The sequence below is a fragment of the Janthinobacterium sp. GW823-FHT06H09 genome (assembly GCF_058794735.1).
In genome coordinates this window covers 1-22,999 of record NZ_JBXAHC010000019.1, presented here as the reverse complement: position 1 = coordinate 22,999, position 22,999 = coordinate 1, and the positions used below count along the sequence as shown (strand labels likewise).

Sequence of the window (22,999 nt, the reverse complement as noted above, 5' to 3'; positions counted from 1 at the left end):
GCAGCTACGCGTAGTACTTAGGCCGTCAGAGCTGCAATACCCGCTTTGGCGATTTGCGCATCCTCGGCTGATTTCACGCCCGAGACGCCGACGGCGCCCACGTAGTGGCCGTCGTACACGATGGGCACGCCGCCTTCGAGCAAGCCGTCGATTTCCGGGGCGCTCAGGAACGACACGCGGCCGCCGTTGATCATCTCTTCATAGATGCGCGATTCGCGGCGGCCCAGCGCGGCCGTCTTGGCTTTCGATGGGGCGATGTGCGACGAGATCGGCGCCACGCCATCCATGCGCTGCAGCCATACCAGATGGCCGCCGTCGTCGACGATGGCGATCGTGACCGCCCAGTTATTCTTGACCGCTTCCGCTTCGGCGGCGGCAGCGATTTTCTTTACGTCGTCCAGGGTCAAAATCGGTTTCGATTGCATGAGACATCCTTGTTATGTTAAAGCAAAATTGTATACGAAATGCGCAGCGGCGCGATCGCGTCATGATCGCCTACTGCTCGCGTTTGGCTTTCAGCTTTTGCTTGAGCTGCGCCATGACGGCAAACGTCGCCTGCTCGCCCGCCAGGATGGCCTGGTTGCGGCTGTTGAAATCGTTGCCCTTCATGGTGCCCAGGCTGGGCTGGATCACCACGTCCGCATCTTTCAATTCAAACTGATTGATGCGCTGACCCATGATGGCGAAGGTTTGCATGATGACTTCCATCGAACTGATGGCCTTTTGCGTATCCGTTTGCGACGAAATATTCACGGCGATGATGAAGTCGGCACCCATGTCGCGCGCAAAGCGCACGGGGACGGGAGCGACGAGGCCGCCATCGACATAGGTATGGCCGGCGATCGTCACGGGCTGGAACACACCGGGCACGGCCGACGAGGCGCGCACGGCCATGCCGGTGTTACCGCGCTGGAACAGGATCGGCTGGCCATTTTTCAGATCGGTCGCCACTACGCCAAACGGAATCTTGAGTTTTTCCAGCGGCACGCCGCCGACCGCCTTGTTGACATAGCTTTGCAGCGCTTCGCCTTTCAGCACGCCGGACGACTTGCCGAACAGGGGCAAGGCCCAGTCGGAAATGGCCGCCTCGTCCATGTCGAAGGCCATCTTTTGCAGGGCGAAGCCCGAGTTGCCTGCCGCATACAGGGCGCCCACCACGCTGCCGGCGCTGGTGCCGGTGACGATGTCGGCATGGATGCCCTGCGATTCGAGCGCCTTGATCACGCCGATATGTGCAAAGCCGCGTGCCGCGCCGCCGCCCAGCGCCAGGCCGATCTTGATCTTGCGGGGAGCGACGACGGGTTCGAGCGGCGTCAATACTTGTACGGGTTTCGGGGCGGTGGTATCGCAACCGGCCAGCACGAAGGCGGCCAGGGCAAGCAGGGTCAGGCGTTTAGGGAACATGGTGACAGAAGAGAACCGCGCGCGGCAGTGGCAATAAAGGAGAGCCGATTGTAGCGCAAGCGGAGCCGGCAGCACTGAAGGCGGTCTTAAATGTTTATAGTGACAAGATTGCGAACCGTGCGCGCCACGCCGACTGCTAGACTGGCGCCTGGTTCCCCACCTCACCACCTCCTGGCTTATGAAAACAGACCTGTTCCGCTTCATCGCGCACCCATGCTTGCTCGTTGCCACCCTGCTCGGTGCAGCCTGCGCCAACGCCACCCCCGCCGCGGCGCAGCGCCCAGATAGCATCGCGGAAAGGATGGCGGGCTTTACCTGCACGGGTAACATACAGATTTCCAATGATCAGGGGGAGCACACGATTGAACTCAGCTTCGACGCCCCCGACCGGCACGGCGCGCAAGGCACCCACATCATTGACGGGCGCGGCAAAGCGAGTAATTTCTACGATTGCCGGCAAAGCGGCGACAGCTTGTCTTGCACATATGACGCGGGGCCAAGCAGCGGCCCGCTGACCATGCGCTTTAGCGGCAACTTGACGCAAGTAAAGGGCGAATTCAATTCCCCGTTTGAAAACAGCACCGCCTTGCCATTTTCCGCTCGCTGCCAAAAATCGGAGCAATAGCAGCGTCCGCTCTATTGCCCCCCTGCCCCTGGGATAGCTTGTGCGCATACCGAAGCGCCCCACCTCTTCTCACTCGCCGAATCGCTCAACATGTCCAACGAATATCAATTTTCCGACAGCCGCGCCCTGAGCGCGCCATTTGCGCAACAGCTATCGGGGCAGCCGCCCGATGGCGCCCTCGCCTGGCTGAGCACCATCCTCGCCACGCAGGCACCCATGCTGCGCTCGTCGAACGCCATCCTGCTGGCCTACACGGGCAATCCGGCCGCAATCGCCTGGATCGACGCCAATATCGGCTCGCCCGTGGCGGGACAATGGGGCGTGGCGGCGGCCCTGCTGGACACGCCGTGGCCGCAAATCGTTGACTGGCTGCAACGGGGCGGCGCACACCGGCTGATGGCGCTCGATACCCTGCTGGCCTACCGCAAGCGAGCCGTCAACATGTCGCCGCTGGAACAGGTCGCCGCCCCCGTGCTGCCGCAGGCGCCCGCGCGCGCCGAACTCGACGCCGCGCTGGCCGCCTGCCTGGCGGCATCTTCCACGCCGCGCATCCAGGCTGCCATCCACTCGATCAACAAGCATGTGGACGAGATCCTGCGCGGCGGCCCGCGCGGCGTGGCCGTCGCCGACTTGCCGCGCCTGTACCTCGACCCGGCACCGTTCAAGGATGCGCCCGCCATCCTGGAGCAGCACGAGGCGGTGGTGGGCGGCATGCGGCAAAACCTGCAGAACTTGCTCAAGGGCATACTGTGAACAGGCGCGCCCTCGTGACAATCGACTTGAGCGAGATCAACTCGCCGCGCCAGCTGCATGCCGCCCTGGCCGCCGCACTGGATTTCCCTTCCTTCTACGGCATGAACTGGGATGCCTTCTGGGATGCCATCACGGGCCTGGTGGACATGCCGCAACAGCTGGAGCTGCTGGGCTGGCAGGGGCTCGCGTCGCGGCTGCCCCGCGATGCGGCCCTGTTGCGGCGCTGCCTGGAACGCGCGCGGCAGGAAATGCCGAACGGGGCATCACACGTGCACTACATGTAAAACGGAAACGCTTGACAGCCCCGCCCGACATCCCTTACATTGAGTGCATGTCCTCCTTCAAACATTCTTCCCCTTCCCTGCTGTCGCTATCGCGACTACTACTAGCACGCGCATAAGTTTGCCGCATTGCTTCGCCTGGCCACACGCCGGCGTGTTTCAAAAACCCTGGAAGGTTTGATGATGTTTGCACCATCCCCATACGTACACGTAATCCCCGCTGCGACCGCCCCTGCCGGCATCGCGGCCGCACTGCTACCGCTACCGATCGCTTGCCTGGCCTAGTGTTGCGTGGCCGCCCGGCAAGCTTGCGCCACAACCATTGATTTCCCCCCTATCTTCAGGAGTACCCGATCATGATGTTGCAAAACCCAGCTTCCAAATACCGCGCCTTTCCTCCAGTTAAATTGACCGACCGTCAATGGCCGAACCAGATCATCAGCAAACCGCCGATCTGGATGAGCACCGACTTGCGCGACGGCAATCAGTCCTTGATCGAGCCGATGAGCGCGGAAAAGAAGCTGCGGTTCTTCGAGATGCTGATCGCCATCGGCCTGAAGGAAATCGAAGTGGGTTTCCCATCGGCATCGCAGACGGATTTCGATTTCGTGCGCAAGCTTGTCGATGAAGGCCGCATTCCGGACGACGTCACCATCATCGTGCTGACCCAGTCGCGCGAAGAATTGATCCGCCGCACGGTGGAATCCGTCGTCGGCGCCAAACGCGCCATCGTCCACCTGTACAACTCCGTGGCGCCCGTGTTCCGCAAGGTCGTGTTCGGCATGTCGCGCGAAGAAATCACGACTATCGCCACCACCGGCACTACCCTCGTAAAACAGCTGGTGGCCCAGCATCCGGAAACGGAATGGGGCTTTGAATACACGCCGGAATCGTTCTCCACCACGGAACTCGATTTCTCCAAACATATCTGCGACGCCGTCAGCGCCATCTGGAAGCCGACGCCCGCCAACAAGATGATCATCAACCTGCCATCGACCGTGGAATGCAGCACGCCCAACGTGTATGCGGACCAGATCGAATGGATGTCGCGCAAACTGGCGCGCCGCGATTCCATCATCATCAGCGTGCACCCGCATAACGACCGCGGCACGGCCGTCGCCTCGGCCGAGCTGGCCGTGATGGCGGGCGCCGACCGCGTCGAAGGCTGCTTGTTCGGCAATGGCGAGCGCACGGGCAACGTCGATCTCGTCACCCTGGCGATGAACTTGTACACGCAGGGCGTGCACCCGGGCCTGGATTTCTCCGACATCGATACCGTGCGCAAGTGCGTGGAAGAATGCAACCAGCTGCCCGTCCACCCGCGCCACCCGTATGCGGGCGACCTGGTCTTCACGGCATTCTCCGGCTCGCACCAGGATGCGATCAAGAAAGGTTTTGCCAAGCAACAACCGGACAGCATCTGGGAAGTGCCCTACTTGCCGATCGACCCGGCCGACCTGGGCCGCAGCTACGACGCCGTGATCCGCGTCAACAGCCAGTCCGGCAAGGGCGGCATGGCGTACCTGCTGGAACAGGAATACGGCCTGGTCTTGCCGCGCCGCCTGCAGATCGAATTCTCGCGCGCCGTGCAAGCCGTGGCCGACGCCACGGGCCGCGAAATCGCCGCACAGGATATCCATGAAATCTTCCAGAAGGAATACCTGGAGCAAACGGCGCCGTACGCCTACGCTTCGCACCGCATGGTGGAAGACACCAGCAGCGACGAGTCCGTGCAGATCGACATCAGCCTGTCGCACCGCCAGACGCCATTGGCCCTGCAAGGCGGTGGCAACGGCCCCATCGACGCCTTCGTCAATGCGCTCGGTCTCGACATCAAGCTGATGGATTACCACGAACACTCGATCGGCTCCGGCGCCAACGCGCAAGCGGCGTGCTACGTGGAATTGCGCCTCGATAACGGCCCGACCCTGTTCGGCGCCGCCATCGACAGCAACATCGTCACCGCCTCGTTCAAGGCCGTGCTGTCGGCCGTGAACCGCCGCATCGGGCAGACGGAAGCCGAAAAAACAACAACGGCCAACGTGGCGGCGAGCGCCGTCTAAGGACTGCATTCCCTCTCGCACAGGGAAAAAAAGCGGTACGGCTTGATCGCCGTGCCGCTTTTTCATTTCCGTAAGGCAATTGTTGCTGTAAAAGAAGCATCACGCGCCGTATAATCGACTCATAATAAGACCACCGGGGACAGATTTAAAAGTAACCCCCAATAAATTCTTGTCATTTCTAGCTTCCATAAACAGCGTGCTGCTTTGTTGCCCTCCGCTAGCAGTGCTTGCACTGCGTCGCAGAGCGCGCCTAGCATCACATCTGTTTCTGTTCGCTATAAATTGCCAATGATTTCTTGAGGATTACTTTCGCTACCGAGGGAATCAGTATGAAATTGACGGATATGAAGATAGGCGCGCGCCTGGGTGCCGGCTTTGGCGTGGTGCTGCTGCTGATGGCAGTGCTGGTGGGAACGGGCCTGTTCCGGCTGGACAAGATCGGCGCGCTCAGCGAGTCCATCATCGAGAAAGACTGGGCCAAGGCGGACGCCATCGCCACCATCCGCAGCACGACGCGTTCGAACGCGGCATTGGTGCTGGAACTGTTCATCCATGAAGATCCAGCCCGCGCCAACGCCATCCATGGCGAAATCGATGCCAACAAGGCCACCATCACCGATGCGCTGGCCATCCTCGACCGCCTGATCGTGCTGCCGGAAGGCAAGGAACTGCTGGCCACCCTGAAGCAGCAGCGCAAGGCCTATGTCGTCTCGTTCAGCCAGGCAGACAAGCTGCTGGTGGCGGGGCAGCGCGCGGAAGCGGCCAAGCACGTGCGCGACGATACCCTGCCCGCCCTGAACCAACTGCAAAAGACGGTGAACCGCCTGAATGAAATTCAGCGCGGCGTGGTCGTGCATGGCGGCCAGCAAATCCAGCAGAATATTTCCGCGGCGAATGTGCTGATGGCCAGCCTAGGCACGGCCGCCCTGCTGCTGGGCGTGCTATTTGCCTGGCGGGTCACGCGCTCGATCACCACGCCGATCGCGTATGCACTGCGCGTGGCGCAAGCCGTGGCTGGAGGCGACTTGAGCAGCAAGATCGCGGCCGACGGCAAGGATGAAGCGGGCCAGCTGCTGCAGGCCTTGCGCGACATGAACACCAACCTGGCCACCCTCGTGGGGCAAGTGCGCGGCGGCACGGGTACGATCGCCGTGGCGTCGAGCCAGATCGCCAGCGGCAATGCCGACCTGTCGGCCCGCACCGAGGCGCAGGCCAGCGCGCTGGAAGAGACGGCCTCGTCGATGATCGAACTGACGGGCACCGTGCGCAGCAACAGCGACAATGCGCGCCAGGCCGACAGTCTGGCCCGCTCGGCGTCGGCCATTGCGCAGCGCGGCGGCTCGGCCATGGCGGAAGTGATCGGCACCATGGACGCCATCAATGCCTCGTCGCGCAAGATCGTCGACATCATCGCCGTCATCGACGGCATCGCTTTCCAGACGAATATCCTGGCACTGAATGCGGCCGTGGAAGCGGCGCGTGCCGGCGAGCAAGGCCGCGGCTTTGCCGTCGTGGCATCCGAAGTGCGCAACCTGGCGCAACGCTCGGCGGCGGCGGCAAAAGAGATCAAGGAACTCATTGCCGACTCCGTCACGCGGGTCGGCCAGGGCGCGCAGCTGGTCAGCCAGGCGGGCGCCACGATGGATGAAGTAGTGGCCAGCGTGGGCCGGGTCAGCGCCATCGTCGGTGAAATCAGCGTCGCCAACCACGAGCAGAGCGAAGGCATCGAGCAGATCAATGCGGCCATCATGCAGATGGACCAGACGACGCAACAGAACGCGGCCCTGGTCGAGGAAGCGGCCGCGGCGGCGGCGGCCATGCATGAGCAGGCGGGCGAACTGGAAACCCTCGTCAGCCAGTTCAAGCTCGAGCAGAACGCCAGCGCCAAGGCACCGTCCCGCCCTGACGCGCCCGCCGTCCCGCGCCTGCACTAAGTTATTCCACCTTTGCTTATTCCACCTGGCGCGCCAGGCGGATGCCCGTAAATTGCCAGCGCGCGCCGGCGGGGAAGAAATTGCGGTAACTGGCGCGCGCATGGCCAGCCGGCGTGGCGCACGACGAGCCGCGCAGCACATACTGGTTCAGCATGAACTTGCCGTTGTATTCGCCCAGCGCCCCGGGCGCCGTGCGGTAGCCCGGGTACGGCGCATAGCTGCTGCTGGTCCACTGCCAGCAATGACCGAACATCTGCCGCAGTCCCGTTCCCGGCGCGCCGGCCGCCGGATGCAGCTGGCCCACCTGCATGTCGACGCCCTGCGCCGCCACTTCCCACTCCGCTTCCGTCGGCAGACGCGCACCGGCCCAGTGCGCATACGCATCGGCCTCGAACAGCGACAAGTGCGTGGCCGGCGCCTGCGGGTCCAGCGGGCGCAAGCCCGATAAAGTGAATTCCTGCCAGCGGCCCGCCTCGTCGCACTGCCAGTACAGCGGGCAGGACAGCTGTTGCGTACGGACCCAGTCCCAGCCTTCAGCCAGCCACCAATGCGCCGTGCGATAGCCGCCCGCCTCGATAAAGGCGAGAAATTCCCCATTCGTCACCAGCGCGCTGGCCAGTTCGAACGGCGCCACGTATTGCGGGTGGCGCGGTAATTCATTGTCGAAGCAAAAGCCGTCGCCCGCATGGCCGATCTGCGCCAGGCCGCCGTCGAAGGCGAGCCAGGCCGTGGGCTGCGCGGCTTGCCGCGCCGGCGCCACCGCGCCGTCTAGATAGGCAGGAAACAGGGCGCTCTGCGCCAGCAGGTGTTTGACGTCAGTCAACAGCAATTCCTGGTGCTGCTGCTCGTGTTCCAGGCCCAGCGCCAGCAGCATGGTCAGCCGTTCGCGTTCGTCGCGCGCCAGTTCGCCCGCCAGCAGGCGCGCGATGCGCGCATCGACGTCGGCCCGGTAGGCGCGCACCTGCGCCATGCCGGGGCGCGTCAGCAAGCCCCGCTGGGCGCGCGGGTGCTTCTCGCCCACGCCGTTGTAATACGAGTTGAACAGCACGCGGAAGGCCGGGTGGAATGGCGCGAACGCCGTTTCCATGCTTTCCAGGATAAACGTTTCGAAAAACCAGGTCGTATGCGCGAGGTGCCATTTGACGGGACTGGCGTCCGGCATCGACTGGGCGCCGCAATCTTCGTCGGACAGGGGTTCGGCCAGCCGCAGCGAGTGCTGGCGCACTGTATTGTAATGATCGATCAGCATCTTTTTCTTAGTCCCTGATGATGCGCGCATAAATGACGGCAAACCACTGCTGCGGGTCCGTCCAGACTTGCACGGTGGAAAACCCCGCCTGCTCCAGCAAGCCGACGAAGGCCGGGCGCGTATATTTATAGCTGTCCTCTGTATGGATGCGTTCACCTTTCGCGAAACGGCGCTGGCCACCTTTCCAATGGACAACTTGTTCGCTGCGTGCTTCCAGGTGCATCTCGACGCGGTGCTCGTCGGCGTTGAAAAAGCCGTGGTGCCGCCACGCGCGCACGTCGAAGTCGGCGCCGATCAGGCCGTTCACGTGGCGCAGCATGTTCAGATTAAAAGCGGCCGTGACGCCCAGCGCATCGTCATAGGCGGCGTCGAGGATGGCGTCGTCCTTGATCAGGTCGACGCCGATCAGCAGGCCGCCATCGCCGTCCGCGTTCGCGCGCAGGCGGCGCAAAAAAGCGGTCGCTTGCTCAGGCGCAAAATTGCCGATCGACGAGCCGGGATAGAAGAACAGGCGCCGCGCGTCGCGCACGCTGTCGGGCAAGTCCAGGCGGCTGGAGAAATCCAGGCCCAGACCGGTCATCTCGATATGCGGAAAGCGCTGCTGCAGCCGGCTTAGCGATTCACTGAGAAAATCGTAGGAAATATCCACGGCCACATATTGCGCCGGATGCAGCAGGGGAAACAGGCTGGCGGCCTTGGCGCAGTTGCCCGCGCCCAGGTCGATCAGGGTGCTGCCCGGCCCCACGGCGTGCGCGATCTCGGCGCCGTGGCGCGCGAAGATGGCCGCCTCGGTACGCGTCGGATAGTACTCGGGCAAGGCGCAGATGGCTTCGAACAGTTTCGAGCCGAGCGCGTCGTACAGGTACTTGGGCGACGTCCAGGCATCGCGCGCCAACAGTCCTGCGCTGATCTCGGCTATCGTGACAGGAGTGGCGCTGGCCGCGCTGGCGTTGCTGGCGGGATACAAATCGGACTGCTGTTGCGCGAGTGGCATGGTCATGGGCTGGCGTCGTCAATATGAGGTTCACGAAGGGCTTGCACGGTCAGCCACCGGGCGCGCCGCCCCTGCCGCAGCGGTGTGCGGGCGCCTTGCCGATGACTTTTTTCCATCATAGCGGAATCCGCGCAAGCCAGCCGTGCGGCAGGTAACTTAAGGTCAAACAGCCGGCATTCACATAAAATTGGTATTACCCAGCAAAAATGATAAGGCTGTCGTATACTACACATTGCCGGCCAAACAATCCGCGCCCCTTGCAGTTCCCAGGCCCCCCTCTCCCCCGCGTGCCTCCCTTTACGATAGCCGTTATTAATCAAGATCACCATGCTCGAATTGCGCCATCTGTCGAAGTCCTATGCCAATGCCCGTCCCGTGCTGGCCAACCTTTCCTGCCGCTTCAAGGCGGGGGAATTCATCGCCATCATGGGCGATTCGGGCGTGGGCAAGTCGACCTTGCTGAACCTGATCGCCGGCCTCGATACGCCCGATGCGGGTGCCGAAGCGCACCCTATCCTGGTGGACGGCATTGCCATGTCCAGCCTCGATGACGCCGCCGCCACCCGGCTGCGTCGCGCCCGCATGGGCTTTATTTTCCAGGCGTTCCACGTCTTGCCGCACCTGACCCTGCTGCAAAACGTGGCCCTGCCGCTGCTGCTCAACGGACTGCCCCAGGAGCGTGCCGCCAGCATGCTCGAGGCCGTCGGCCTGGGCGGACGCGGCGGCGACTTTCCGCAGCAATTGTCGGGCGGCGAAATGCAGCGCGTGGCCATCGCCCGCGCACTCGTGCACAAGCCGGCGCTGGTGCTGGCCGATGAGCCCACCGGCAACCTCGACCCGGACACGGCGCACAGCATCCTGCAATTGCTGCGCGCCGAAATCAAGGCCAACGGCAGTTGCGCGATCATGGTCACGCACTCGCTGGCCGCCGCCGAAATGGCGGACCGGACCATGATTCTGACGAAAAGCGGCTTACAAAATACAACAACCGTCAACCAAATTGATCAAACAATCAGTTAATTTAACTGACCATCTGTCACAAGTTTTGTTATCGTAGTATTATTGAAAACACTTGCCTGGTTATCAATGTTGTAACGCAAATGTTGTCACGTCACCCAGACAGCCGTACTGCGATGACGAACTATAGCCGGGACCATATAAAAAGTGGTCTCGTCCCTTGCATAACCTGAAGGAGGAGTAAATGAACGTTCGACAAAAGAAGCTGGAAATGATTGAAGCGATGAACCGGGCGCGTGCGCTCGAACCATCGAGTTTTGTGCCGAACAAACTGCTCGATACCCTGATCGAGAAGCTGAACTTGAAAAATGATGCGGAACTGTGCCGCGTCCTGGAAGTTCAGCCTCCCATCATCAGCAAGATTCGGCACGGCAAACTGTCGGTCGGTGCAACGATTTTATTGCGCATGCATGAAAAATCGGACATCACCATCCGCGAACTGAAGGAATTGTCCGCCACACCAGTCCATTGAACCACCCGCTGTTGTAATGCCATGCCAGGCACCCAGGTCCCCGGCGCCATGAACTTTTGCCATACAATTCGCGTAGTTCGCTCACCGCACAACATCCGAGCACGATAGCGAAGAGACCCAGCCCAAACCATGCTGACCGTTTCTCTGCCCTGCCGCGCCAGCCCTCCCAGCTTCTCCCCCTGCATTTCCACACATACTTGATCTGACACAACACGCATAGTCCGCGCAGGCATCAAGGTCAGCTTTTAACCAGTGATCCCAACCGCATGTCCAGCGATCCCCTTGCGCCGCCCGTGCTGCGCCTGACGCTCACGCGCGATCCCCTCGCCAGCGCCGGCGATTGCCCCGCCGCGCCCGGCTGGCACAGCGAAACCCACGTGCTGTCGAGCGCGCGCGGCATCGGCAGCTGCCGCATCGCCCTCGATATCGGCCCGGCCGACGTGGTGCAGCTGCTGCTGTGCGACGGCAGTTCGCTGCTGGCAGGCAGCCTGGACCTGCCACGCTACCTGGGGCCGGCCACGCTGGCGCGCGACGGCGCGCCCGCCAGCATCGAAGTGGGGCTGGCCCTGCGCCCGCAGGCGGCGCGCCCGCCGCCCGGCGCCAGCCGCGACGGCCTGGGCGCCTGGATGCTGCGGGCCGTGCGCGTGTACCGCTGCGGCGCCGCCGCCATGACGGCGCTGGCGGCGGCCGGTGCCTTCCAGGACCGCCAGCTGGAACAACGGCTGGGCCTGTACCGCTGCGGCATCGAGGCGGGCGGCATGACGGCCGTCGCCAGCCTGCCCGCCGGGCCGGAACCGGTGCTGCTGCTGTTGCACGGCACGGCCTCGTCGACCCAGCGCAGCTTTGCCGGCCTGTGGCGCAACGGCCTGGCGCCGCAACTGGCGGCGCAGTACGGCAACCGCATCTACGGCTATGAGCACCGCAGCCTCAGCGACAGTCCCATCGAGAACGCGCTGGCCCTCGTGCGTCAGTTGCCGCACGGCGCCGTGCTGCACCTGCTGACCCATTCGCGCGGCGGCCTGGTGGGCGAATTGCTGGCCCGGGCGCAGCGCATCGACAGCCGCGGCGCCGTCGACCTGGCCGGCGACGGCCTGGAGCGGTTGAGCGAAAACACGGTGGGCGGCGAAGCGTTCAACAGCCACGATATCGAGCATTTCACGGCGCAGGCGCGGCTGGGCGGACGCGGCGGCTACGACGCGGATGCGGTGCGCCTGCGCGAATTGAGCGTGGAACTGAAAACACGCGCCATCCGCATCGCCCGTTTCGTGCGCGTGGCTTGCCCGTCGCGCGGCACCACCCTGATGTCGGGCCGCCTGGACCGCTGGGCCAGCGTGATGTTCAACCTGCTGCTGCACGGCGGCGTTCCCGACGGCGCCATGGCCTTCCTGCTGGCCGTGGTGCAGCAGCGCTGCGACGCGCGCATCCTGCCGGGACTGGAAGCGATGATGCCCGACTCGCCCCTGGTGGCGCTGCTCAACGCGCCCGACGTGCGCGTGGCCAGTCCGCTGCACGTGCTGGCCGGCGCGTGCAGCGGCGACGGCCTGCTGGGCTGGCTGGGCGACTGCCTCGACGACCAGCTGTACGGCGGGCAGAACGACCTGGTGGTCAATTGCGCCTCGATGGCCGGCGGCGCCACGCGCAGCACGCCCGTGCGGCAACTGCTGCTGCGCGGGCCGCACACGCACCACCTGAACTACTTCGAGCGCGCGCCATCGAGCCAGGCCGCCGTGCAGGCGCTCGCCGGCGACGAGACCGCCTACCAGCCGCTGCCGGGCATCGAGCACGGCCCGCTGGCGCGCGGCGGCGAAGTGCCGAAACGGCGCGCGCACGCGCCCATCGTGCTGCTGCTGCCCGACATCATGGGCAGCCACCTGCAAGTGGGCAGCAACCGCATCTGGTTCGACCCCGTCAACCTGGTCGAAGGGCGCATCGAACGCCTGGCCGTCGGCCAGCCGCACATCGTCAGCGCCGGCTGGCTCGAGTCATGCTATGAACCGTTCGCCCGCTTTCTCGCGCAAAGCCAGGAAGTGCGGCCCTTTACCTATGACTGGCGCTTGTCGCTGCAGGAGTCGTGCCGCGCCTTCCTGCCCGTGCTCGACGACGCCATGCGCGACGCCGAACAGCGCGGCCAACCGTTGCGCATCGTCGCCCACGGCATGGGCGGACTGGTGGCGCGCTTGGCCCTGAAGGACCGCTGGCAGCGCTTCGGCGCCCTGCCCGGCAGCCGATTGCTGCAGGTGGGCACGGCCAACCGTGGCACGCAGGCGATGGTGCAAGTGCTGCTGGGGCGTGACCGGCTGGTGCAGATGCTGGCCTGCTGGATAGGCTGGAAGCACACGCGGCGCCAGTTTCTCGGCTTCGTGCGCGCCTTTCCCGGCGTGCTCGACATGCTGCCGTGGCCGCAGGCGGGCGCCATCGATTATTTCGACGCCGGCGCCTGGGCGCAGCTGGCCGCCGGCGACGCGCAAGCGGGCCTGCCCGGCGGCTGGCAGGCGCCCGAGGCGCCGGCGCTGGCCGCCGCGCGCGCCACCGTGACCCTGCTGGAAGCGGCCCCGCTCGACGCGCGCCATTGCAGCTACCTGGCCGGCTGCGCCGACACGCCGGTGGCGCTGCGCCTGCGCGACGGCGCCATCGAGACGGCCTGGTCGCCGGACGGCGATGGCCGCACGGCCTGGCAAGGCGCGGTGCCGGACGGCGTGGCGGCCTGCTACCTGCCGGTGGCGCACGGCGACCTGCTGCTGCAAAAAGAATACTACCCGGCCATCGCGCAGCTGCTTGACGGCGGCCAGGGCGCCGCCCTGCCCCGGCACCCGCCGCACGCGCCGGGCGGCGCCCCGCCCCGCTTCCATCCCTACGTGCCCGACGCCACGCCGCTGTACCCGCAGCCGCAGGAATTGCTCGACGCGGCCATCGGCGCCGCCGGGCCCGCCAGCGCGCCGGAAAGCCGCGCGCCGCAGCTGAGCTTATCCGTCATCCACGGCAGCATGGCCTCGGCCGATGCGCCCGTCATGAGCGGCTGCTACGCGTCCGAATCGCTGCGCGGCAGCATGAGTTTTCTCGACCGCCTGCTGGCGGGCAAGCTGCAGGAAATCCACGCGCTCGGGCGCTTTCCGCAGCGCCCCGACTCCGCCCTCGTGGTGCTGCAGCCCGATGCGGCGCGCCGGCCCGGCGGCGCCATCGTCATCGGCCTGGGCGCGCTGGGCGAGCTGACGCCGGGCGAACTGGCGCGCGCCTTTGCCGGCGGCCTGCTCGAATACGCGTGCGTCTGCCTGCAGGTGCGCGCCGCCGGCCATGTGGCCACGCCGCCGATGGGCGAGCACGGCTTGCGCGTGGCCAGCCTGTTGTCCGGTTCCGGCTACGGCGGCTTGAGCATCGCCCTGTGCGCGCGGGCCCTGATCGACGGCGCGCGCAGCGCCAACCGGCGCCTCGAAGACGCGGGCATGACCTGCCGCATCGGCCATATCGCCATCTACGAACAGTCCGAGGCGCGCGCCATCGCCGCCGCCGTGGCCATCGAACAGATCATGGCCGAAGCGCGCTACCAGGGCAGCTTCACGTTCGAGCGGCGCATCCGCCACAGCCCCGGCGGCTACCGGCGCATCCTGCCCAGCCTGAGCGGCGACAACGGCTGGCGCCGCGTGCAGATCGTCGCCGCCGATCTGTCGGGCGCCCTGCGCTTCACGGTGCTGACGGACCGCGCCCACAACAGCGTCGACGAGGAGCCGAACCAGCGGCAAGCCGTCGATGGCCTGATCATGGATGCCACCGACAACACCACCGACCAGCCGGGCCTGTCGCGCGCCCTGTACGAACTGATGCTGCCCAATGGCCTGAAGGCGGCCATCCCCGAGATGCGCGGCCTGATCCTGGCCGTCGACCAGAGCGCCGCCATCTACCCGTGGGAACTGATGCGCGACGAGGCGGGCAGCGAGGAAAGCCCCCTGTCGACGCGCATCGGCATGGTGCGCCAGCTGGCCAGCCTGCGCGAGCAGCCGCCGGCCGTCAGCCCGCCCAGCAACAGCGTGCTGGTGATCGGCGATACCGATTCCGGCCTGCCCGAGCTGCCCGCCGCGCAGGCCGAGGCGCAGGACGTGGCGCGCATGTTCGGCGCGTACGGCTACCAGGTGCGCGAGCTGCTGCGCCCGCAGGCGCAGCGCGTGCTGGTGCACCTGTTCGACGAGCGCTATTTCGCCATCCACCTGGCCGGCCACGGCGAAGTGGCCGGCCCCGGCATCGCGCATACGGGCCTGGTGCTGGGACCGAAGACGCGGCTGACGGCGGCGCAGGTGGGGAAATTGAAACGCGTGCCGCAATTCGTCTTCATCAATTGCTGCCACCTGGGCGACATGCGCCCGGACGCCATCGCGCCATGGTCGAAACTGGCCGCCAGCCTGGCCACGGCCTTCATTGAAATGGGCTCGCAAGCGGTGATCGCGGCCGGCTGGCGCATCGACGATCAGGCGGCCAGCATCTTCGCGCACAGCTTTTACCACGCCATGCTGAGCGGCGAATACTTCGGCGACGCCGTGCGCCTGGCGCGCGAGGCGGCGTATCTGCAGTTCCCCGCCTCGAACACCTGGGGCGCCTACCAGGCGTACGGCGACGACCGCTACCGCTTTCCGAACACGCAGAGCCGGCCCTGGCAAGCGCCCGATTACCACTACCACGGCCATTTGCTGGCCGACCTGGAAACCCTGCACGCGCGCCTGGCGGGTGCCGATCCTGCGCGCCGCGCGGCCATCGAGGAAAAGCTGGGCAGCATCGAGGAAGCCGTGCGCGCGCGCTTCTTCGGCTGCGCCGACATCCGCGAAAACATGGCCGCCACGCGCGCCGGTCTCGGTGGACTGGAGAACACCCTGCGCGCCATCGAACATTACCGGGCGGCGCACAGCGCGGCCGACGGCAAGGTGGGCTTGCGCGCGCTCGCGCACTGGGCGGAACTGGAGATACGCCAGGGCGCGGCCCTGTGCGGCCTCGATGCGGGTGCCGGCATCGAGGTGCCCGCCGTGCCCGACCCGGCCCAGGGACGCCAGCTGCTGCAGGATGGAAAACAGCATATCGACCTGCTGGTGGCGCTGGCGCCCACGGCGCAGCGCCTGGCCCTGCTGGGACGCTACTGGGCCTTGCAGGCGCGCCTGGCCTGCCGCGAAGGAAACTCCGGCGCATCGGCCCTGCGCGCCATGACGGACGCCTGCCTGGCCGCGCTGGAAGAAGCGCGGCGGCGCAGCGGCGCGGCCGACTGCGACCTGATTTTCCAGGCGCTGGCGGGCGCCCTGCTGCTGAAAGCCCATGGCGACGGCGGCGCCTGGCGCGCGCTCGATCCGCAGCTGGGCGACTTGCTGCACGACGCCATCGCCTATGCGCGCCAGCGCCACGCGGATGAACACCGCGCCATCGACGCCGGCGCCCCCGTGCGCGCCGCCCTGCTGGCGGCCCTGTGGCAGGCGCCGGACGGCCAGTCCTTCGACTCTTCCGCGCGCGCCGCCTTCCTGGCCCTGTACCACGACGCCGTGCGGCGCCACGGCAGCATCGGCGAACCCGAAACGATCACGGCGCCGCTGCGCTTCCTGCTCGAACTGCTGCCGCCCGACAGCCCGGAGACCGGCTTGCGCAGCGCCGTGCAGGCGCTGGCCAGCCAGCTGCAGGCCTCACTGCCCGGCGCGAGCCCTGGCAGCCTTAGCCAGGCACCACCCCGTAATGGCGCGCATAGCGCTCGTCCAGATTCGCCAGCGGCATCATCATGAACATGTCGGCGCTTTCGAAATCAGGATCCCAGGCCGGCTCGCCGCAAATCCAGGCGCCCGAACGCAGATAACCCTTGATCAGCGGCGGCACTTGCGGCTTGTGCGCCGCTTCCACCTGGTGGATGGGGAAAGGCAGGTGCGGCGTGACGCGGTACTCGCTCGGGGCCATGTGCTTTTCCGCCAGCGCCTGGTACACGGCGACGGCGTTATGGCCGCCATCGGCCAGGCTGATGCTGGCGCAGCCGACCAGGTAGTCGCAGCGCTCCCGGCGCATGTACTCGGCCAGGCCCGACCACAGCAGCATGATCACGCTGCCGCCCCGGTATTTCGGGTGGATGCAGGCGCGGCCCGCTTCGACCATGCGCCCGCGCAGGTTCTTCAGGCGGCTCAGGTCGAACTCGTTTTCCGCATACAGGCGGCCGATCTTGGCCGCCTTGGCCGCGCTCAGCACGCGGTAGGTGCCCACCACTTTCAGGGTGTCGGCGTCGCGCACGATCAGGTGATCGCAGTGCGCGTCGAATTCATCGCTGTCGAGGCCATCGGCGTTGGCCAGCGACGTCAATCCCATCGTCTCGATAAACACCTTGTAACGCAAACGCTGGACTTCGCGCAATTCCGCCGCCGTGGAGGCCTGGCTCAGCACCAGCTGGACCGGCCGGGCCTTGGCTTCGTTTGATGCGATTATGTTTTGCATGGTTTCATCCCCCTGTGATCAAGACGACTCCAGCGTACTTGCCTAATATGTCAGGAAAATGACAGCCGAATGTCATTTCCATGACGCAAGGCAATGCCATGTGGGGATCGTGCATAATTACCACACTCGCCCGGCCGAAAGAGCCCATGACAGACACCGACGCCGTCCACATCACGCCCTACACCAAGCCTGCCGCCGGCTGGGACGCCTTGAAACACGCGGCCATCAGCCTGCGCCAGGAGCGCGTCGCGCCCGGGAATCTGAAGGCGCTGCTGGCGCAAAACCAGCCGGACGGTTTCGATTGCCCCGGCTGCGCCTGGCCCGACCGCCACCACGCGTCCACGTTCGCCATTTGCGAAAACGGCGCCAAGGCCGTCGCCGCCAATGCGGCCGATATCGCCATGCTGGATTTTACGGATGGCGACATGGTCGATTTGATAGGCGGCTGGGACGATGGCGTGACGCGCCGGGCCGATGGTTTCCGGCTGGTCGCCTATGACATCCCGCGCGGCTGCCTGGGCGTACTACCCGGAGACGAATGCGCTGGTGCCGCTGGCCAGCACGGCCGACGGCGCCGGCACGCCGACGTCGAAGTCCGTGCCGGTGCTGCTACAAGCGGCGAATGTTCAGATGACGATATCCGGCGTGTAGTCCACGTACGCGTCCTGGCGGCAGAAACCCACCAGCTTCATGCCGGCCTGCGTGGCGATGGAAATGGCCAGCGAACTGGGGGCGGAAATCGTCGCCAGCAAGGGTATCTGCATGCGCGCCGCCTTGCGCGCCAGCTCGTAGCTGCCACGGCTGGACAGGAAGACGAAGCCGCGCCGCATGTCGATATCGTGCAGCGCCAGGTAGCCAATCAGCTTGTCGAGACCATTGTGCCGGCCGACATCCTCGAACACGTGCACGATGTCGCCGTCGGGCGTGCACCACGCGGCCGCGTGCACGCCGCCCGTTTCCCGCATCAGCGCCTGGTGCTCGCGCAAGCCGGCCGATGCGCGCGCCAGCGCGGCGGGCAAGTCGACGCGGATCAGGGACGGCGGCAGCGCCGCGGGCCGCAAATCGAGCATGTCGATGCTGTCGATGCCGCATACGCCGCAGCCCGTGCGGCCCGTCAGCTGGCGGCGCCGGTCCTTCAGGCGCACGAAATCCTCCTGCGCGATGTTCAAAGCCACTTCGGCGGAATCGGGACGCAGCAACACTTCGCAATCGAAGATGGCGGCAGCCGATGCCACCACGCCTTCCGTCAGCGCAAAACCGTAGGCAAACGCTTCCAGGTCGCGCGGGGTGGCCATCATGACGACGTGGGAAATGCCATTGAAGACCAGCGCGACGGGGATTTCCTCGGCGACGTGGTCGATGGCGGCAGTGGATTCGCCGCCGCAGTGGCGGACAATGGCGCGCTCGACGAAGCCGGCGCGTTCGATCTCTGTTTCTTCTGACATGGCAACCATGGGGAACTATCACAGGCCCCATGGTAAACCAGAACGGCCAGGCAGGGGGCGGCCCCTGCCCGCGCCATCAATCCTTCTTCGGACGGCCCGTTTTCAGCTGCGGCAAACCGGCCAGCACGTTTTGCAGCGTGGCCAGGTCGATCTGGCTGATCAGCGCCACGCCGATGCGCAGCAATTCGCTTTTCTTGATCTCGAATCCGGCCTTCAGGCAGGCTTTCTTGACCTGGCCCAGGACTTCGTATTCCGCTTCCGGCATGGTGAAGCTGTCGCGCACCAGTTTCGGCTTGCGGGCTTTTTCCTTGACGGCGGCGACCTTGGCGACCGGCGCTTTTTTCGCTGGCGCAGGCTTGGCGGCGGCCTTGGCAGCCGGTTTGACGGCGGTTTTCGCTGCCGGCTTGGCGGCGGGCTTTGCAGCAACCTTGGCCACTGGCTTGGCAACGGTTTTTACTGCCGTCTTGGCGGCAGGCTTGACAGCGGCCTTGGCGACAGGTTTGGCCACGACGGCCTTGGCCGCCGGCTTGGCGGCAGGCGCCTTGGCGGCCACAGGTTTCGCTGCCGCCGGCTTCGCAGCGGCCGGTTTGGCGGCCACTGGCTTGACGGTGGCCTTGGCCACCGGCTTGGCTGCCGGCTTCGCGGCGGGCTTCACTGCAGGCTTGGCAGCCGGTGCGGCCTTGGCCGCTGCCGCGTTGATCGATGCGCTGGTCGGGAACATCGATACGGGCGCGCTGTCGGCCTTTTTCGCTGGGGTGGTTTTGGTCATGAATTCTCCAATCTAGTAAATAATATAAACAATATATACTGTTTTTTGAAATCTTGCTTGCTGCACATCAAGTCATGCGCATGCCATGACCTTCTAGGCGCTGGCGCGGATGGTGAAATCGACCCCGACCTCATCCCAGAATTCCTGCTCCTTCTCGATCCAGAACGACACGGTGGGATGGTGCGCCACCCAGCCGCGCTTGATGTCGAGTTCGATGCGGCTCTTCATGCGCAGGCGCAGTTCGCTGAAATCGGCCTCGATGCGCGCATGCATAAGCAGAATCGACAGGCGCAGCGCCAGCACGGCCTTGGCGAAATCGGGGTCGGACAGCACCTCGCCGATCTTGCGCAAGTTGCCCTTCTGCGCCAGGATCAGCCGGCTCATGGTCTTCTGTTCGCGCGTGGTAAAACCGGGCAAGTCCGCATTTTCCACGATATACGATGCATGCTTGTGATAACCCGTCTGCGACACGGCCATACCCACCTCGTGCAGCAGGCTGCTCCAGCGCAGGCATTTCACGAGGGCATCGGACGTGGGCTTGAGCTGCGCGTACATGGCCAGCGCCTGCTCGGCCACCCGGCCGGCGCGCTGCTGGTCGATATGAAATTTCTCCATGCAACCCTGCACCGACTGTTCGCGGCGGTCGCGCTTGGTCGAACGCAGGTACAGGTCCCACATCACGCCCATGCGCAAACCGGCCTCGATCGGCGTCATGGCGGGAATGGCCAGTTCGCGGAACAAGCCGATCAGGATGGCCAGGCCGCCGACGATGGTGCTGGCGCGGTCGGGGCGCAAGCCCGGCATGTCGATGCGGCTGGTATGACCGAGTTCGATGAAGCGGCGCGCCAGCGCATCGAGGCTGACGCTGGTGAGCAAGCCGTCACCAAGCTTGTTGCGGGCGATGATGTCGGCGATGGTGCGGATGGTGCCGGAAGAGCCGTAAGCCGTCTTCCAGTGCTGCGGATGGTACGGCGGCGCGGCATCCTCGAAATGGCTGCGCGCCGACAGGATGGCCGCCTCGAACGACGGCGCGTCGATGCGCCCGCCGATGAAGAACGACAGGCTTTGCTTGACCGTGCCCAGGCTGAAGGATTCCACGCGTTCGATATCGTTGCCGCGCCCCAGTATCAGTTCGGTCGAACCGCCGCCGATATCCATCACCAGCCGGCGTTCGCCGGGAATGGCCAGCGCATTGGCCACGCCCATGTAAATCAGGCGGCCCTCTTCCTCGCCCGAGATGATCTCGATCGGGTAGCCGATGGCTTGCTCGGCCAGCGGCAGGAAGACGGCGCCGTTGCGTGCCACGCGCATGGCCGACGTGGCCACCACGCGCACGGCATCGAGTTCGAAGCCGGCGAGAATGGCGCGAAAGCGCTGCAGGCAGGCCAGTGCGCCCTGCATGGCCGCTTCGGTCAGGTCGCCATTGGCGTCCAGGCCTGCGGCCAGGCGTATCGGATCGCGCACGCTCTTGACCACGCGGATGGTGTCGCCATCATGCTTGCCGACGTGTAAACGAAAACTGTTGGACCCCAGGTCCACCGCTGCATACATACTGGCCTCTTGTCTTGTCATGACTGTGCCAACTGAAAAGTTGGCAAATTCAGTTGCTAAACTATATAAATCATTTAAACGATTTAAAAATCCTACCACACTACCCTCATCGTATGACAGCGGCGTGACAGGATTGTGACAAAACGGCAGCCGTGCGGCAGCTTATGGGACGATGGTGGTAAAGAGATACACGGCGAAAATCACCAGGTGCACCGTGCCCTGCATGACCGTGGTGCGGCCCGTGCCCAGCGACAGGGTGGCCACCATCAGCGACAGCAGCAACAGCACCGTCGACTTGATATCGAGTCCCAGCGTAATGGTCAGGCCCGTGGCCAGCGACACCACCACCACAGCCGGAATAGTCAGGCCGATGCTGGCCAGCGCGGAGCCGAGCGCCAGGTTCAAGCTCGTTTGCAGGCGATTCGCGCGCGCGGCGCGCACGGCGGCCAGGCCTTCGGGCAGCAGCACGATGGCGGCGATGACGATGCCGACCAGGGTTTTCGGCGCGCCCATGGCGGCAATGGCCGTCTCCAGCGCGGGCGCCAGCGACTTGGCCAGCAGCACCACGGCGCCCAGGCACACCAGCAGCGCACCGGCACTGACCCAGGCGACGGTGGGCGTGGGCGGCGCCGCATGCACCTCTTCATCGCCGACGGCTTCCTTGGGCAGGAAGTAATCGCGGTGGCGGACCGTCTGCACCAGCACGAAAGTGCCGTACAGGACCAGCGAGATGACGGCGATGAAAATGAGCTGGCTGGAGTTGTAGTACGGGCCGGCGGCGCTCGACGTGTAGTTCGGCAGCACCAGCGTCAAAATGGCGATGGCCGCCAGGGTGGCCAGCGACGCGCTCACGCCCAGCAGGCCGAAGGTCTGCTCGCGGTGGCGCCCGGCGCCCAGCAGCAGGCAGATGCCGACGATGCCGTTCAAAATGATCATGATGGCGGCAAACACGGTGTCGCGCGCCAGCCCCGTCGTTTCCGGTCCGCCGGCCAGCATCAGCGAGACGATCAGCGCCACCTCGATCAGCGTCACGGCCAGCGCCAGCACGAGGGTGCCATACGGTTCGCCGATGCGGTGCGCGACCACTTCCGCGTGGTACACGGCGGCCAGCACGCTGCCGATCAGGCCAGCCACCAGCAGGATCTGATAGGCGCCGCCGAGATTGAGGGTGGAACCGAACAGGAACAGCCAGCCGGCAAGCGGGGCGGCAAGCGGCCATACAGGCAGGGATTTGAGCATTTTCATTATGGGCCTGGCAAGAGTAAAAAAAGAGGGGCGCGGTGCGGACGGCAAAGGACAGCCTGGCGTGCATGCCACAGCATAACTTGCCTAGCTTAAATGCAAGTTAGGGAATACACATCTCGAGTGACGGCGACCCGCGCCTGACCCGCCTTTCAATCACCTTGCCACAGTGCACCTGCTTGCTACCAGTAACTATAGTCCCTTTGGTAACATGCCGTTGCAATTTTCTTGTCTTTTTGCTTGCTGCCGCCGTCATAATGCAGGGTCCGCCTTCCAGGCACCGACCAAGGACAAACCATGATTTCCATAAACAGCACAGCCATGCGCGCGTTCTTCTTCGCGGGCAGCCTGCTGTGCGCCGCCGCGCACGCAGACACACCGCCGGCGCAGGCAGCGCAGGTTGACGCCAACTGGGCCACTGCGCCCGCGCCTGCCCCGGAGGCACGCTGGCAAGACAGCCTGCCGCCCGCGCCGCCCGTGGCGCCACGCGAAGAAAAGATACTGCCCAAGAGCGAATGGCTCAGCGTCGAGCCGATGAAGGCGCCTGACCGGCGCTGCGATCCGGGCCTCGATGCGCTGTTCTTGCCCAAAGAATGCGGCAAGGAACCCAGCTGGCTGGGCTCGCACAAGAAATAAGCCGGTTTAGATATGGCTATGTCACCGTCAAATGTGGGAATGCTCCCAGTGTTGCCTTCAATAATGTTTCTGGGGAGCGGATGCGCCCGGCGTCCAGTATCCAGCGCCACCCCAGGTAATTCGGCA

General features: G+C 65.0%; 19 protein-coding genes and 2 pseudogenes. 11 read left to right on the top strand and 10 right to left on the bottom strand.

What is annotated here, in order from left to right; genetic code table 11:
* Nucleotides 1-17: 17 nt before the first annotated feature.
* Entirely contained in the window at nt 18-425 is a 408-nt protein-coding gene (locus AC1Q6X_RS24740) for a GlcG/HbpS family heme-binding protein (protein ID WP_070219521.1), read from the bottom strand.
* A gap of 70 nt (nt 426-495) precedes the next feature.
* The gene (locus AC1Q6X_RS24735; protein WP_492498692.1) at nt 496-1,404 is read right to left on the bottom strand and encodes a patatin-like phospholipase family protein; all 909 of its coding nucleotides are present in this window, start codon (nt 1,402-1,404) and stop codon (nt 496-498) included.
* Nucleotides 1,405-1,582: 178 nt separating this feature from the next.
* Here AC1Q6X_RS24735 and AC1Q6X_RS24730 point away from each other — a divergent pair, with 178 nt between their 5' ends.
* From AC1Q6X_RS24730 to AC1Q6X_RS24710, 5 genes are all read left to right on the top strand, one after another.
* The gene (locus AC1Q6X_RS24730; RefSeq protein WP_492498691.1) at nt 1,583-2,029 is read left to right on the top strand and encodes a hypothetical protein; all 447 of its coding nucleotides are present in this window, start codon (nt 1,583-1,585) and stop codon (nt 2,027-2,029) included.
* Nucleotides 2,030-2,119: 90 nt separating this feature from the next.
* On the top strand, nt 2,120-2,782 hold the full coding sequence (locus AC1Q6X_RS24725; protein ID WP_492498690.1) for a hypothetical protein: 663 nt from the start codon (nt 2,120-2,122) through the stop codon (nt 2,780-2,782).
* Between the two features lie 14 nt (nt 2,783-2,796).
* Nucleotides 2,797-3,066, top strand: coding sequence for a barstar family protein (locus AC1Q6X_RS24720; protein ID WP_492498689.1), 270 nt, complete (start codon nt 2,797-2,799; stop codon nt 3,064-3,066).
* A gap of 353 nt (nt 3,067-3,419) precedes the next feature.
* Nucleotides 3,420-5,126, top strand: a complete 1,707-nt coding sequence (gene leuA / locus AC1Q6X_RS24715) for a 2-isopropylmalate synthase (protein WP_070219528.1) — start codon at nt 3,420-3,422, stop codon at nt 5,124-5,126.
* 329 nt (nt 5,127-5,455) lie between these two features.
* Nucleotides 5,456-7,060, top strand: a complete 1,605-nt coding sequence (locus AC1Q6X_RS24710) for a methyl-accepting chemotaxis protein (protein ID WP_492498688.1) — start codon at nt 5,456-5,458, stop codon at nt 7,058-7,060.
* Nucleotides 7,061-7,076: 16 nt separating this feature from the next.
* Here AC1Q6X_RS24710 and egtB read toward each other — a convergent pair whose 3' ends face one another.
* Both egtB and egtD read right to left on the bottom strand, forming a co-directional pair.
* The gene (gene egtB / locus AC1Q6X_RS24705) at nt 7,077-8,309 is read right to left on the bottom strand and encodes an ergothioneine biosynthesis protein EgtB (RefSeq protein ID WP_492498687.1); all 1,233 of its coding nucleotides are present in this window, start codon (nt 8,307-8,309) and stop codon (nt 7,077-7,079) included.
* A gap of 7 nt (nt 8,310-8,316) precedes the next feature.
* A complete protein-coding gene (egtD, locus tag AC1Q6X_RS24700) occupies nt 8,317-9,309 on the bottom strand; it encodes an L-histidine N(alpha)-methyltransferase (protein ID WP_492498686.1) in 993 nt (330 codons plus the stop codon).
* A gap of 321 nt (nt 9,310-9,630) precedes the next feature.
* Here egtD and AC1Q6X_RS24695 point away from each other — a divergent pair, with 321 nt between their 5' ends.
* From AC1Q6X_RS24695 to AC1Q6X_RS24685, 3 genes are all read left to right on the top strand, one after another.
* Nucleotides 9,631-10,323, top strand: coding sequence for an ABC transporter ATP-binding protein (locus AC1Q6X_RS24695; protein WP_070313594.1), 693 nt, complete (start codon nt 9,631-9,633; stop codon nt 10,321-10,323).
* Nucleotides 10,324-10,504: 181 nt separating this feature from the next.
* Nucleotides 10,505-10,792, top strand: coding sequence for a hypothetical protein (locus AC1Q6X_RS24690; protein WP_034757399.1), 288 nt, complete (start codon nt 10,505-10,507; stop codon nt 10,790-10,792).
* 266 nt (nt 10,793-11,058) lie between these two features.
* On the top strand, nt 11,059-16,536 hold the full coding sequence (locus AC1Q6X_RS24685; protein WP_492498685.1) for a CHAT domain-containing protein: 5,478 nt from the start codon (nt 11,059-11,061) through the stop codon (nt 16,534-16,536).
* On the opposite strand, the gene AC1Q6X_RS24680 is transcribed toward AC1Q6X_RS24685, so the two are convergent.
* The gene (locus AC1Q6X_RS24680) at nt 16,469-17,230 is read right to left on the bottom strand and encodes a GNAT family N-acetyltransferase (RefSeq protein ID WP_070219538.1); all 762 of its coding nucleotides are present in this window, start codon (nt 17,228-17,230) and stop codon (nt 16,469-16,471) included. The two genes, AC1Q6X_RS24685 and AC1Q6X_RS24680, sit on opposite strands and share 68 nt — an antisense overlap.
* A 146-nt stretch (nt 17,231-17,376) precedes the next feature.
* Between AC1Q6X_RS24680 and AC1Q6X_RS24675 the strand changes: the two are divergent.
* Together AC1Q6X_RS24675 and AC1Q6X_RS24670 are read left to right on the top strand one after the other, a co-directional pair.
* Nucleotides 17,377-17,619, top strand: a pseudogene (locus tag AC1Q6X_RS24675) (CbbBc protein); the annotation flags it as partial.
* A 106-nt stretch (nt 17,620-17,725) separates the two neighbouring features.
* Nucleotides 17,726-17,881 carry a hypothetical protein gene (locus AC1Q6X_RS24670; protein ID WP_492498684.1) on the top strand — a complete coding sequence of 52 codons (156 nt, stop codon included), beginning with the start codon at nt 17,726-17,728 and terminating at the stop codon, nt 17,879-17,881.
* Here AC1Q6X_RS24670 and fdhD read toward each other — a convergent pair.
* From fdhD to AC1Q6X_RS24650, 4 genes are all read right to left on the bottom strand, one after another.
* A complete protein-coding gene (fdhD, locus tag AC1Q6X_RS24665; RefSeq protein WP_492498683.1) occupies nt 17,857-18,675 on the bottom strand; it encodes a formate dehydrogenase accessory sulfurtransferase FdhD in 819 nt (272 codons plus the stop codon). The two genes, AC1Q6X_RS24670 and fdhD, sit on opposite strands and share 25 nt — an antisense overlap.
* 76 nt (nt 18,676-18,751) lie before the next feature.
* Nucleotides 18,752-19,444 carry a hypothetical protein gene (locus AC1Q6X_RS24660; protein WP_492498681.1) on the bottom strand — a complete coding sequence of 231 codons (693 nt, stop codon included), beginning with the start codon at nt 19,442-19,444 and terminating at the stop codon, nt 18,752-18,754.
* 93 nt (nt 19,445-19,537) lie between these two features.
* Entirely contained in the window at nt 19,538-20,995 is a 1,458-nt protein-coding gene (locus AC1Q6X_RS24655; RefSeq protein ID WP_492498732.1) for a Ppx/GppA phosphatase family protein, read from the bottom strand.
* A gap of 162 nt (nt 20,996-21,157) precedes the next feature.
* Entirely contained in the window at nt 21,158-22,240 is a 1,083-nt protein-coding gene (locus tag AC1Q6X_RS24650; RefSeq protein WP_070219547.1) for a calcium:cation antiporter, read from the bottom strand.
* A 294-nt stretch (nt 22,241-22,534) separates the two neighbouring features.
* Here AC1Q6X_RS24650 and AC1Q6X_RS24645 point away from each other — a divergent pair, with 294 nt between their 5' ends.
* Entirely contained in the window at nt 22,535-22,873 is a 339-nt protein-coding gene (locus AC1Q6X_RS24645; RefSeq protein ID WP_492420370.1) for a hypothetical protein, read from the top strand.
* A 16-nt stretch (nt 22,874-22,889) separates the two neighbouring features.
* Here the strand turns inward: AC1Q6X_RS24645 and AC1Q6X_RS24640 are convergent.
* A pseudogene (locus tag AC1Q6X_RS24640) lies at nt 22,890-22,999 on the bottom strand (IS1595 family transposase); the annotation flags it as partial.

Bases quoted from the DNA above. Each gene is read 5' to 3' on its own strand.
- AC1Q6X_RS24655 (WP_492498732.1), bottom strand. From the start codon at position 20,995: ATGTATGCAGCGGTGGACCTGGGGTCCAACAGTTTTCGTTTACACGTC.
- AC1Q6X_RS24660 (WP_492498681.1), bottom strand. From the start codon at position 19,444: ATGACCAAAACCACCCCAGCGAAAAAGGCCGACAGCGCGCCCGTATCG.
- AC1Q6X_RS24685 (WP_492498685.1), top strand. From the start codon at position 11,059: ATGTCCAGCGATCCCCTTGCGCCGCCCGTGCTGCGCCTGACGCTCACG.
- egtD (WP_492498686.1), bottom strand. From the start codon at position 9,309: ATGACCATGCCACTCGCGCAACAGCAGTCCGATTTGTATCCCGCCAGC.
- AC1Q6X_RS24650 (WP_070219547.1), bottom strand. From the start codon at position 22,240: ATGAAAATGCTCAAATCCCTGCCTGTATGGCCGCTTGCCGCCCCGCTT.
- AC1Q6X_RS24740 (WP_070219521.1), bottom strand. From the start codon at position 425: ATGCAATCGAAACCGATTTTGACCCTGGACGACGTAAAGAAAATCGCT.
- AC1Q6X_RS24725 (WP_492498690.1), top strand. From the start codon at position 2,120: ATGTCCAACGAATATCAATTTTCCGACAGCCGCGCCCTGAGCGCGCCA.
- AC1Q6X_RS24670 (WP_492498684.1), top strand. From the start codon at position 17,726: ATGACATCCCGCGCGGCTGCCTGGGCGTACTACCCGGAGACGAATGCG.
- AC1Q6X_RS24710 (WP_492498688.1), top strand. From the start codon at position 5,456: ATGAAATTGACGGATATGAAGATAGGCGCGCGCCTGGGTGCCGGCTTT.
- AC1Q6X_RS24735 (WP_492498692.1), bottom strand. From the start codon at position 1,404: ATGTTCCCTAAACGCCTGACCCTGCTTGCCCTGGCCGCCTTCGTGCTG.
- AC1Q6X_RS24680 (WP_070219538.1), bottom strand. From the start codon at position 17,230: ATGCAAAACATAATCGCATCAAACGAAGCCAAGGCCCGGCCGGTCCAG.
- egtB (WP_492498687.1), bottom strand. From the start codon at position 8,309: ATGCTGATCGATCATTACAATACAGTGCGCCAGCACTCGCTGCGGCTG.
- AC1Q6X_RS24730 (WP_492498691.1), top strand. From the start codon at position 1,583: ATGAAAACAGACCTGTTCCGCTTCATCGCGCACCCATGCTTGCTCGTT.
- leuA (WP_070219528.1), top strand. From the start codon at position 3,420: ATGATGTTGCAAAACCCAGCTTCCAAATACCGCGCCTTTCCTCCAGTT.
- AC1Q6X_RS24695 (WP_070313594.1), top strand. From the start codon at position 9,631: ATGCTCGAATTGCGCCATCTGTCGAAGTCCTATGCCAATGCCCGTCCC.
- AC1Q6X_RS24690 (WP_034757399.1), top strand. From the start codon at position 10,505: ATGAACGTTCGACAAAAGAAGCTGGAAATGATTGAAGCGATGAACCGG.
- AC1Q6X_RS24645 (WP_492420370.1), top strand. From the start codon at position 22,535: ATGATTTCCATAAACAGCACAGCCATGCGCGCGTTCTTCTTCGCGGGC.
- fdhD (WP_492498683.1), bottom strand. From the start codon at position 18,675: ATGTCAGAAGAAACAGAGATCGAACGCGCCGGCTTCGTCGAGCGCGCC.